This window comes from Paenibacillus sp. RUD330 (assembly GCF_002243345.2).
Taxonomy (GTDB): Bacteria; Bacillota; Bacilli; order Paenibacillales; family Paenibacillaceae; genus Paenibacillus_O.
In genome coordinates, this window is record NZ_CP022655.2 from 1,789,430 (window position 1) to 1,801,380 (window position 11,951).

The 11,951-nt window shown below is 58.2% G+C and carries 9 protein-coding genes; 8 read left to right on the forward strand and 1 reads right to left on the reverse strand.

Annotation, left to right across the window (positions count from 1 at the left end):
• Window positions 1-31: 31 nt before the first annotated feature.
• The gene (locus CIC07_RS07890; RefSeq protein ID WP_083688412.1) at window positions 32-1,240 is read left to right on the forward strand and encodes an NAD-dependent epimerase/dehydratase family protein; all 1,209 of its coding nucleotides are present in this window, start codon (window positions 32-34) and stop codon (window positions 1,238-1,240) included.
• A 1,043-nt stretch (window positions 1,241-2,283) separates the two neighbouring features.
• Here CIC07_RS07890 and CIC07_RS07895 read toward each other — a convergent pair.
• Window positions 2,284-3,123, reverse strand: coding sequence for a TerC family protein (locus CIC07_RS07895; RefSeq protein WP_094248371.1), 840 nt, complete (start codon window positions 3,121-3,123; stop codon window positions 2,284-2,286).
• 159 nt (window positions 3,124-3,282) lie between these two features.
• On the opposite strand from CIC07_RS07895, the gene CIC07_RS07900 reads away from it, so the two are divergent.
• The 7 genes from CIC07_RS07900 (at window position 3,283) to CIC07_RS07930 (ending at window position 11,885) form a co-directional block, all read left to right on the forward strand.
• Window positions 3,283-5,109 carry a cache domain-containing sensor histidine kinase gene (locus CIC07_RS07900; protein WP_076358346.1) on the forward strand — a complete coding sequence of 609 codons (1,827 nt, stop codon included), beginning with the start codon at window positions 3,283-3,285 and terminating at the stop codon, window positions 5,107-5,109.
• A gap of 1 nt (window position 5,110) precedes the next feature.
• Window positions 5,111-6,427, forward strand: a complete 1,317-nt coding sequence (locus CIC07_RS07905) for a response regulator (RefSeq protein WP_076358345.1) — start codon at window positions 5,111-5,113, stop codon at window positions 6,425-6,427.
• 105 nt (window positions 6,428-6,532) lie between these two features.
• Window positions 6,533-7,459: a carbohydrate ABC transporter permease gene (locus CIC07_RS07910; protein WP_076358344.1), complete on the forward strand. Its 927-nt coding sequence runs from the start codon at window positions 6,533-6,535 to the stop codon at window positions 7,457-7,459.
• 1 nt (window position 7,460) lies between these two features.
• Window positions 7,461-8,333: a carbohydrate ABC transporter permease gene (locus CIC07_RS07915; protein WP_076358343.1), complete on the forward strand. Its 873-nt coding sequence runs from the start codon at window positions 7,461-7,463 to the stop codon at window positions 8,331-8,333.
• Between the two features lie 133 nt (window positions 8,334-8,466).
• On the forward strand, window positions 8,467-9,951 hold the full coding sequence (locus CIC07_RS07920) for an ABC transporter substrate-binding protein (RefSeq protein WP_076358342.1): 1,485 nt from the start codon (window positions 8,467-8,469) through the stop codon (window positions 9,949-9,951).
• 199 nt (window positions 9,952-10,150) lie between these two features.
• Window positions 10,151-10,912 carry a VOC family protein gene (locus CIC07_RS07925; protein ID WP_076358341.1) on the forward strand — a complete coding sequence of 254 codons (762 nt, stop codon included), beginning with the start codon at window positions 10,151-10,153 and terminating at the stop codon, window positions 10,910-10,912.
• Between the two features lie 142 nt (window positions 10,913-11,054).
• Complete coding sequence (locus tag CIC07_RS07930; protein WP_076358534.1) at window positions 11,055-11,885, forward strand: lipid II flippase family protein; 831 nt, start codon at window positions 11,055-11,057, stop codon at window positions 11,883-11,885.
• Window positions 11,886-11,951: the final 66 nt, after the last annotated feature.

Here is an 11,951-nt window from a genome sequence, read left to right on the forward strand (position 1 = left end):
GCTTCGGCATTTGGCGCAGAGGGGGGAGAGGATGGGAATCGGCGGCAAGCGCGAGCAGGAATCAGCCGGATCGGCGGAGGAGCAGGAGCTGGCAGGGGAGAAGGAGCGGGTAAAGGAGAAGGAACCGGCAGGGGAGAAGGAACGGGTAAAGGAGCAGGAACAGGCAGGGGAGAAGGAGCCGGCAGGGGAGAAGGAACCGGCGGGGGAGAAGGAGCTGGCAGGGGAGAAGGAGCTGGCAGGGGAGAAGGAACCGGCAGGGGAAATCAGCTATGTGGAGATCTGCGGAATTTCAACCGAACTGCCTGGGAGCAAGCTGCTTGTCACCGGTGCCGGAGGCTTCTGCGGCGGACATGCGGTGCGGCATTTCACAGCCGCCGGATACGAGGTGCATGCGATGTTCAGACCAGGCTCCGTGCGGACTGCTGAAGGCCGAGAGAATGGAGCTCACCATGTAGAGCTATGCGATCTGGAGGACATGGACGCTCTGCGCGTTCTGGTCGACCGGATTCGTCCCGATGCCGTGCTGCATTTGGCGGGCTCCAACCATGCGGGCGCTTCGTGGAAGGAGCCTGCCGCTTTTCTGCAAGCCAACCTCATGGGAACCGTCCATCTGCTTGAGGCGGTGCGCGAGGCAGGCCATTCATGCCGCATCGTCGTCGCGGGCTCCATGCTTGGTTATGTCCTGCCCGAAGCCGGGCTTCCCCGGCCTCCGCATCCCTACAGCCTCAGCAAAACCTTTCAACTCGCGGCAGCGTTGAGCTGGCACTCGATGTACGGCATGGATATCATCGTGGCCGATCCGGGCAACCTGACCGGTCCGGGTCCTTCGACCGGCCTCTGCGCCTTGCTTGCCCGTTATGCGGCTTCTTGCGAAGCGGCGGCGGCATCGGGCGGGGCGCCGCCTCCTGTGTTTAAGCTGTCATCCTCGATGGAGCAGCGGGATTTTCTCGACGTCCGGGATGCCGTCAGCGCTTATGAAGCCATCATCCGGCATGGCGTCTCCGGAAGGCGTTACGCGATCGCCTCCGGAACGATGCGGACGCTGGGCGAGCTGGCCGGCATCTGCCAAAGCCTTGCTACCTGCCCGCTCGAAATCGAGATCGGCTCCAGTTCGGCCGCTTCGCCGCAGCCTGCGGATGTCTCCTCGCTGCGGGCGCTTGGCTGGGTTCCCGTCATATCGTTTGAGCGGTCCGTCGCGGACACGCTGGAGTCGGAGCGCAAAGCTTTGAAGCTGATTTGAGGAATATCTGGGGGGATTTCAAGAAGCTTTCCAAGGAGTTTCAAGAAGTTTCAAGAAGCTTTCCAAGGAGTTTCAAGAAGTTTCAAGAAGCTTTCCAAGGAGTTTCAAGAAGTTTCAAGTAGCTTTCAAAAGAGCTTTCAAGAAGCTTTCAAAGGAGCTTTCAAAGGAGCTTTCAAGAAACTCTCTAAGAACTTTCCAAGGAGCTTTGTTGCCGCAGCTCCTTGGAAAGCAAGTTGCGGTCAAACGATAAGTTGCTAGCGTTAAAGACGGGACGAAGCCCAGCCCTGCCCTGTGCATCCCGTGTTCGTATAATCTGCAGCCATTCGACGAGCTATTTCAGAATGACGGATAAAGACAATAGGGTTTGTTGTAGACCTGCCTATGAAATGTAAATATTGGCAACGGAAAAACGGAGCGGTTTGTTCAAACTGATCTGCTAGATAAACATGTGAAAAACAAAATAATCGGTGTCAGCGTGATGAAATCCGTTGTCCGATTAAATCCCGGACGACTCCTATGCTAGTGGGATCCGCTGAAGGAACGATTCGACAGGAGCCTGCTGATCTATCGGACATCAGATCCGTTATTTGGTGCGAAATAAGCATTCCATTTTTTTTAACGGACATCAGTTCCGTTATTTATCCCGCTAATATCTATATCCCGCTAATTGTTCACAAATAACGGATCGTATGTCCGATAAAATCGCAGCTACTCAATCAAAGCTCAAATAACGGATCGTATGTCCGATAAAGCTCGAATCATGACGTAGTTCAATCACCGAGTAGTTGTTAGCGGGGGAAATAAAACAGGACGAGCTGAACATGTTCAGCTCGTCCTGTTTAGCTTTGTAACCTGAAGCTGCAGGAACCTGCGGCCGCCGTGCCGCCGTGCCGCTGCGCCGGCACCATCGCTGTCGTCGCCGCCGCTGCGCTCGCTACATCGCCGCCGCGCCGCTTGCCTGCTGCGCAAGCTACCGCGCAGGCTGGCGCGACCCGCCGCTGCGCTCGCTACATCGCCGCTGCGCCGCTTGCCTGCCGCGCAAGCTACCGCGCAGGCTGGCGCGACCCGCCGCTGCGCTCGCTACCGCGTCCGCCGCTGCGCCCGCCTCTGTCGTCGCCGCCATCGCCGCGGCTGCCCGCCTTCGGCTTGGACGCGAACCAGCCGACGACGGCGATCAGGATGAGCACCGTCCAGAAGATGCCCTTCCATAAGCCGCTTTTCGGGAAGCTGGAGCTGATGAGGGCGACATCGGAGTGGCCGACCGTATAGATCGCGAGCTTGATGCCGACCCAGCCGACGATGGCGAAGGCGGCCGTCTCCAGTCCGGGCCGCTCCACCAGCAGCTTGCCGAAGTAAGTGGCGGCGAACCTCATGATGACCAGGCCGATGATGCCGCCTGTCAGGATGAGGATGAACTGGGCGCCGTCGATGCCGCCGATCCGGGGCAGCGTTGTCGCCGGCAGCGTGATCGCCAGCGCGACAGCCGCGAGAATGGCGTCGACCGCGAAGGCGATGTCGGCCAGCTCGACCTTGAGCACCGTCACCCAGAAGTTTTCGGGCTTCTTCTCGGCTTCCTTCTTGAGCTTGTCCTGCTTGACGAACAGCCGCTTGACCATATGGCTGATCGCAATGTACAGCAGGTAAGCGGCTCCGAGCGCCTGCACATACCAGACATGGGCGAGGAAGGAGATGATGAACAGGGAAGCGAACCGGAAGACGAAGGCTCCTCCGAGCCCGTAGAACAGAGCTTTTTTCCGCTCCTTTTCCGGGAGATGCTTGACCATGATGGAGATGACCAGCGCGTTGTCCGCAGCCAGAATTCCTTCCAATCCGATCAGCACCAGAAGCACCCACGCGTATTCCAAAAGGACCGAGGTTGTCAGGCTTCATCACTCCTTTGAACTCTTTCGTTGAGGCGTGCAAGGATAACAGGACTAGTATGCTCTGCTTTTATTTTCCTTAGTCCAGGCCAAAAAAACATTGAATTCCCATGCCGTTCGTCCCATAATCGGGAATACCGACTTACTCCGGAGGCATGGACGATGAACAATCCCCTTACCAGGCTCAGCGTGAAAATGCAGATGATCCTGCTGTTTTTGATGATGGCCATTCCGATTCTGGGGCTGTTCGTCTACGGCAATATGAAAGCGGAAAGCATTTTGAAGCGCAACATCACGAACGCCTATGCCGAGCTGAACAAGCAGAATCTGGTCATCATCGACAAGGACATGGACAATATCAACCGGATCACGACGACGATCATCCAGAATCCCGCAACGCAGGCCATCGTTCCCGGCAGCCTGGAGCCGGTGCTGGACCGGGTCAAGAAATACGCGGCGATGGACAAGCTGCTGCGGGTTTATTCGACCGGCACGGATGGAGAGAATCCGATCTACTATTCCCTTTACGTGTACGATCCCTCAAGCGAGTTCTATTTCGCCCCCTCCATCCAGATGACGCAGAACGGCGTCTACTTCCTCGATTCCGACAACAAGCCGGCCTGGTACGACAAGGCGGTCGAGAACAAGGGACTCGGCTTCATGCAGGTCATCGACAACAACACCGCCTTCAGCAAGGAGAAGACGCTCGCCTACATCCGCGCGGTCAACAACATCGGCGAAGGGAACGTCATCGGCGTCCTGGTCGCGTACAAGATGGACAGCAAGATCGTCGATTCGCTGCGCTCGGTGAATCTGCCCGACGGCGAGATGTTCCTGACGGACAGCCAGGGCACGATCATGTCCTCCACCGTCCAGGGCAAGCTCGGCACCAAGGTCGAGCTGCCGGAAGAGGTCGTCGCCGCGGCCAGATCCGCCCGAAGCGACATGCCGTACCATGCAGTGAACAGCGACGATATCTATGTCGTCAGCGCGGCCAATGCGCTGAACCTGCGCCTCGTCTACGAGATTCCGGTCCAATCGCTGCTCCAGCAGCAAAAGGAGCTCAAAAATGTCATTCTGTTCATCTCGATCGCGTATACGCTGCTCGGCTGCATCGTCATGATCTACTTCTGGCGCTCGCTCATGACGCCGCTGCAGCGCCTCTCGACGTTCGTGCGCCGCTACGAGCCGGGCAAGCGGGTGCCGGAGACGCCGGGGCAATCGCGCAGCGACGAGGTCGGCGTCCTCATCTCCGCCGTATACGGGATGGCGAGGAGGCTCAACAGCCTCATCCACGACCGCTACCAGATGGAGATCCGGCAGAAGGAGGCGCAGCTCCAGATCCTGTACCATCAGATCAATCCGCATCTGCTGTACAACACGCTGGAGAGCATCTATTGGAAAAGCTCGCTCGAGGGCAATTCCGAATCGGCGGAGATGATCAAGGACTTGTCGAAGCTGATGAAGATCAGCCTCAGCCGGGGCCGCGAGATCATCTCGCTGGCGGAGGAGCGCGAGCATGCCGCAGCCTATGTGGCCCTTCAGCAGCGGAGATATGAAGCCGATTTCAAGATGGAGTGGGACGTTCCGGAGGAGCTCGGGAGCATCGGCATTCCCAAGATCACCCTGCAGCCGCTGATCGAGAACGCCATCATCCACGGAATCAAGCATATGGGCGAGGACGGGCTCATCCGGGTCGCAGCCGTCCGGGACGAAGAAGGAAGAATCCGCGTGACGGTGGAGGACAACGGCTACAAGGCCGTTGATTACGCCGCGATCGAGCGCTGGCTCGGGGAGCAGGACAGCTCTCCGGCAATCGGATACGGCATACGCAACATCGACCAGAGGATCCGTCTGCGGTACGGCTATCCGTATGGACTGGGGATCGGACCGAGGCCTGGCGGAGGCACGAAGGTAAGCATCCTGCTGCCGGATCAGGAGCAGCAATCAAACGAGGCAGGCATCGAATCAGACGGGGAGGACAATTGACATGCACCGAATATTGATCGTGGACGACGAACCGCTTATCTGCAAAGGGCTGGCCAGCCTTCTGGCGGGAGCGGGACTTGGCATCACCGACATCCATACGGCGAGCAACGGCTATGAGGCGCTGGATTATTTGCGCATGGAGGAAGTCGACCTCATGATCACCGACATCCAGATGCCGGGAATGAACGGAATCGATCTCATGCATCAGGCGAAGCTGCTCAAGCCTTGGGTGCAGACGATCGTCGTCTCCGCCCACGAGACGTTCCAGTATGCGCAGATGGCAATCCGCCTGGGAGCGAGGGACTATCTGATCAAGCCGCTGAACAGCAGCCAGCTGCTGGATTCGGTCCGCAACGCGCTGCTCAATTCCGAGAAGCCGGTATCCGGGGATCAGGATTATCTGGCGAAGGCGAGCTCGCAGTTCCGCCTGCGCGCGCCGGACAGCGGCCAGAGCGCCGCCCTGCTGAAGCTGCTCGTCGCGCCGCCGGCTGGACCTGCGCAAGGACTTGCGCTGATGGAGCAGGCGGGCATCGCTTCATCCGGCCCTTACTTCGCCATGATCCGCATCCGCGCGGATTTCGGCGGAGGGAATTATTCCGCCCGGGACAAGGACCTGCTCGCCTACGCGATGATGAACATTTCCTGCGAGCTGCTGGAGCAGGAGTGGGACCCGATCCCCTGCCTGCTCCCCGGCTGGGAGGTCGGCGCCTTGATCGGCTGGAGCGAGGCCAAGTACGAAGATACGACGGTAAGCAAGGTGAACCAGCTCGACATGATCGGCCGCAGCCTGCACCATAATCTGGACAGCTGCCTTCATCTTCCGGTCACGCTCGGCATCAGCCAGATCGCCCGGGGAGCCGAATTCCTCTCGATGCTCAGCGCCCAGGCGGCGCGCGCTCTGGACTGGAGCGGCAAGCATCCGGACCAGAAGGTGTTCTACTACGGCGACTTCAGCTGGAGCGATCCGCAGCAGGAGGCCAGCGACGAGGAGCTGTCCGCGCAGAGCAATCTCATCGTGGAGCGTTCCAAGCGCTATATCGAGGAGCACTACGCGCAGAAGGGGCTGACCTTGCACGAGGTCTCGCAGCGCAACCACGTCAGTCCCAATTACCTCAGCTACCTGTTCAAGAAAATAACCGGGAACAACCTGTGGGAATACGTCATCAAGCTGCGCATGGAAGAGGGGCGCCGGCTGCTGATGACGACCGATCTGAGGCGCTACGAGGTCGCGGAGCGGGTCGGGTACGAATCTCCCGAGCATTTCAGCAAAATATTCAAAAAGTACTATGGGCACAGCCCGAGCGAGTTGAAAAAATAGAAGTAAGATTCGCTACGATATGCATAGATACGCACATGTTCTCCCTTTCTCCTGGAATCTAAAATGAATAGATAAAGATAAGAACAGGAGAAAGCGGGGAAAAACATGAGTCAAGACATCGTTGCGGCCACCGGGCCGCAGGCGCAGGCGGGCAGGGGCAAAGCCCGGACCCTGCTTCGCAAATACGGGTGGGGCCTGGCGTTCCTATTGCCGGCGGCCGTCATCTTCATCCTCTTTTTGTGGCTGCCGATCCTCAAGGGATTCTTCTACAGCTTCTACCATATCGACTTCGTCAAGGGCGACGAATTCGTCGGATTGGACAACTATCGGACGGTCTTCAGCGATCCCGACGTCTGGACCGCCGTGAAAAATACGCTCTATTATATGGCGCTGTGCCTCGTCATGGGCTTCTGGGTGCCGATCGTGTTCGCCATCGGAATCTCCGAGATCAAGCGGCTCCAGGGCGTGTTCCGCGTCGCAGCCTACCTGCCGAACGTCATTCCAGTCGTCGTCCTGTACGGGCTCTGGCGATGGATGTACGATCCTGTCGGTCCGATCAACGCCGGCATCACGAGCCTGTTCGGAGGAGAGGGCGTCAGCTTCCTGACCGATACGAAGTGGTCGATGATCTCCCTCGTCTTCATGGAGACGTGGCAGCAATTCGGCTCCGCCATGCTCCTGTATCTGGCCGCCGTGCTCAGCATCCCGCGCGACTGGTACGAAGCGGCGGAGATCGACGGAGCGGGCATCTGGCAGAGGATCTGGCATATCACGCTGCCTTCCCTGCGCAGCCTGATCCTGCTCATGTTCGTGCTGCAGATCATCGGAACTTCCCAGGCTTACCAGTCGCAGCTGGCGATTTTGGACGGCGGTCCGGTCAAGGCCACGCTGACCTACGCGCTGCTTATCGTCAAGTATGCGACCACCCGTCTCGATATGGGCGTCGCTTCCGCGATGGGCGTGCTCATGTTCATCGTCCTGGGCGCTCTGGCGATCGTACAATACCGCCTGGACCGGAAAGGGGACCGATAGCATGAGCAGCATGGACAGAGGCATTCTCTCGGAATTCGATCTCAAGCGCAAAGGAACCCGCACGGGATACATCATCATGCTCGTCGTCATTTTCCTGATGGCGGCATCCATGGTGTATCCGGTTCTCACAACGGCATTCAACGGACTGAAGGACAACGCGGAGGTCAATTCGTTCCCGCCGCATTTCCTTCCTCAGACATGGGAATGGGGCAACTTCGACGAGGCGTGGAATTACATCGCGCTTCCGACCTTCCTCCGCAATACGCTGCTCATATTCGGCGGCAACATGATCGTATCGGTGCTGGTGCTCGGAACGGCTTCCTTCAGCCTCTCGCGCCTCAATGTGCCCAAGCGCCGCAGCATCGAGATGTTCTTCATGATCACGCTGTTCATTCCGCCGACGACCTACCTGATCCCGAACTTCCTCAACCTGAAGGATCTCGGGCTGCTGGATTCGTTCTTCGCCTTCTGGCTGCCGGCCGGAGCCAACGCGTTCTTCCTGCTGCTGCTCAAAAATTTCTTCGACGGCATCAGCATGGAAATCTTCGAGGCGGCAAGGATCGACGGAGCTTCCGAGCTCAGCTGCTTCATCCGCATCGCCGTGCCGCTGTCGCTGCCGATCTTCGCGACGCTGGCCATCTTCGTCTTCTCGACCGCATGGAACGACTGGTTCTGGCCGTCGCTCATCATGCACAAGGACAGCCATTATCCGCTGTCGACGGCGATCTACAAATACGTCATCCAGGCGAAGATGCTCAATCTCAACATCAAATTCGCCATTCTGACGCTCGTCATGCTGCCGCCGATCGCCGTCTTCCTCGTCTTCCAGCGGTTCATCATCCGCGGCCTGCATCTGGGCGGAGTAAAAGGCTAGCTTCATCGTAAAGACACACATAATGACCATAGAATCGCACATCGTACAATGAATGCGCATCCATTATGATGGTTTTGCAAGCTATTCCAGATGAACGCCATATTATCCATGTTCAAGAAAAGGGGAGTTACACGTGCGCAAATCGACAGCGATCCTGAGCTGCCTGGTGGCGACCAGCGTTTTGCTTGGAGCCTGCGGCAACGGCAACAACAGCAACAGCGGCAGCGGCAACACGAATACCGGGGGAGCATCGAGCCCGTCGCCGGCGGTCAGCGAGCCGGCCAACAACACCGCCTCCAATGACGGAGCGGCTGCGCCGGCCGAAGAAGACATCAAGGACAAGAAAATCACGATCAGCATCTATTATCCGCTCCCCGACCAGGCGGAGAAGCGCAAATCCGAGGACGACAAGATTGCCCGCTTCCAGAAGGAATACCCGAACGTCACGATCGTCAAATCGGACTGGCATTACAATGTCGACGAGATCGGCGTGAAGATGGCGGCCAACGAAGCTCCGACGTTCTTCAACACGTTCGCGACGGAGGCAGGCTTCCTCGTGCAGCGCGGCTGGGCGGCAGACATCACGGATCTGTGGAATAAATACCAGTTCAAGGACGACATCAATCCGACGCTGCAGAACCAGTTCGTCAAGGACGGCAAAGTGTTCGGAATCGTCCAGAACGGCTACTCGACCTCTACCGTCGTCAACAAAAAGCTTCTTGAGGCCAAAAGCGTAGCGGCTCCGTCCTACGACTGGACCTGGGACGACATGCTGAACACGGCCAAAGCAGTCGCCGATCCGAAAAAAGGCGTCGCCGGCATCGCTCCGATGGGCAAAGGCAACGAATCGGGCTGGAACTGGACCAACTTCCTGTTCGAAGCAGGCGGCCAGATCCAGACGACGGACAGCGGCAAGGTAACGGCCGCCTTCAACTCCGACGCAGCCGTCAAGGCGTTGCAGTTCTACCAGAAGCTGCGCTGGGAAGCCAACGCCATTCCGAAGGACTGGGCGCTCGGCTGGGGAGATGCGGTCGGCGCGTTCGCACAAGGACGCACGGCCATGGTCATCGCCGGCGCGGAAGGCGTGCTGGACCAAGCGCTCAACCAAGGCGGCATGAAGCCTGAAGACGTAGCGACCTACCCGATGCCTGCGGCTGAAGCCGGCGGCAAGCATTCCGGCATTCTTGGCGGCGATTATCTCGTCATCAACCCGAACGCTTCGAAGGATGAGCAGGAGATGGCGTTCCGCTACATCACGTTCGACTACTTCTCCGACAGCTACCTGAGCGCGGTCGAAAAGGATATCCAGTCCCGCCAAGCGGACAAAAAATACTATATCCCGCCGCAAATGAGCTACTACAAAGAGGATTCGGAATACGGCAAGAAGCTTCAAGCGATCTATGACAAGTACACCAACGTGTACAAATACGATCCCGAGTCCAACAAGCTGCTCGACGGCAACCCGGAAGCCCAGTACAACACGCAGGAATACTATGCCGAGATGACCAACATCATCCAGGAGGTATTCTCCAAGAAGGATGTCGACTTCAAAGCCAAGCTGGATGCGGCCGCCAAGACGATGCAAACCAAGTACTACGACGCGATCAAAGTCCAATAATAAGATCCATCCCATGCAGCAAGAAGCCGGATCTGCCTCGCGCAGATCCGGCTTTTTCCTATCTGCCCGAGACGGAGAGCTGCGGCCAGCATCGCCATCGGGAAGCGAAGGGACATGCACATGAAATCTTCATTTGCGACTTTCTAAAGATAACCATATACTAAATAAAAATCTTTAGAAAAAGGAAGAGGTTTCTGCCATGATTACGCATTACTCGAATGTGCAGCTTCATACGGTGTCTCTGGAGGGCGTCAGGCAGTTCTACGGGGAGCTTCTGCAGCTTCCGGTTGTCCACCGGTCGGAGGGAGAGATCTCTTTCCGGATCGCCGAGCGAAGCATCCTGTCCTTTGTGGAAACGTTCGAGCCGATCTCTCCCGCCCATCTTGCTTTCGCGATTCCCTATTCCCGGTTCGAAGAGGCAGTCGCATGGGCCGAATCCCGTCATCTGACCTTTTTGAAATGGGAGGATGGCCGCGCCATCGATGATGACGAGACAGGCAAGAACGTCTACTTCCGCGACGGCGACGGCCATCTGCTGGAAATCATCGCCGAGAGGGACGGGGATAGAAGCCTTGCCGAGCCTCTTCCCGGGGAATTTCCGGTTCTTTTCATCCGTGAGGTCGGGTTTCCAGTCGAATCCGTCCCGGAGTTCCGGCAGAAGCTGGTGCATCTCATGGGCTTCGAGCTGCGAGGGCAGCCTACCGACATGTTCACCTTCGCTGTCGGCGGGACCGCACACGCGGTCGTCGTCTCGAAGAAGCGCCGCTGGATTCCGATCGGCATGATCGCGCTGCCTCCGCGCGTGCGCGTGACGCTCGGCTTCAACAGCGCCTCCGACTGGAGCGGGATCACTTCCAGGCTGTATGCATCCGGCATTGCTTACAAGGAGGACGGAAATGGCGGCGGAACCTTCATGCTGGAGGGCTACCGGTTCCATCTGGTTTACGAGGGAGGAAGCTAAGCCTGTGACAGGCTGTCAAGCGGGAGGCTGAGCTGGAGACAGGCTTCGTTTGTCCATGGATGTCGAGTTGGGAAGAGGCTCTCGTCTCTTCTTTTTTGTTTTGCCGATTCAGCAACCGAACGCTGCCGGATCCCGTCAGAGAATGCAGAGCTTATCCCTATGGAGGTGTCTCTCTCTGATCGCCCAGGTCGCTGCCGTATCCCTCTTCACGCTGATGATCCACATGGCCGAAACCTTGACCTATTCGCTGAGGCTCGCCGGAGTGAGGCTGCGCAAGCTGGCCGTCGCCATGTCGCTGTCCGGCATCGTGCTGCTGATTTCCCGGACCTCCAACATGATCCAGGCGCCGATGACCGGCAAGATCATTGACGGAGCGCGGCTTCACCCGGACTTTCATCTGGCCGGACAGATGAGATTCATTCTGGCGGCGGCGACGGCCGGAACGCTGCTGGCCATCATGCTGTTCCCCTCCGCAACAAGGCTGTCCGCGCGCCTGATCGCCCATATGGAGCAGGCGGGCTCCATTCCCCGCTTGCTCCCGTACCTTCTTCGCCGGCATACGGTGCGGAATATCCGCTATCATCTCGCCCTGCCGCGCTTGTCCATGCTCGCGCCTATCCGAAAAGGGGGCGTTCCTTACCGGCTTGTCCTGCTCAACATGCTTGTCACGGCCATATATACCATCGGCGTGCTAGCCGCGCTGCTGGCTTCCACTTACGCAGCGGCCTATTCGACCTCGGCCTCGCAGGCTTCGGGCCTGATCAACGGCATGGCAACGATTATGCTTGCTCTCCTGATCGATCCCAAAATCGGCTTGCTGACCGACCAGGTGCTGCGGGGAGACCGGCCGAACGGAGAGATGAGCCGGGTTTTCGGCGTGCTGATGCTCTCACGGCTCGCAGGAACGGTGCTGGCGCAGCTGCTGCTTGTTCCGGCTGCCTTGTGGATCGTAGGGATCGTTTCGGTCCTTTGACTGTGGATGGAGGCCACCAATGTTAGGGCGAGGCCGCAAGCAGGCGGCTTGAGCTGTCTTTTTTTG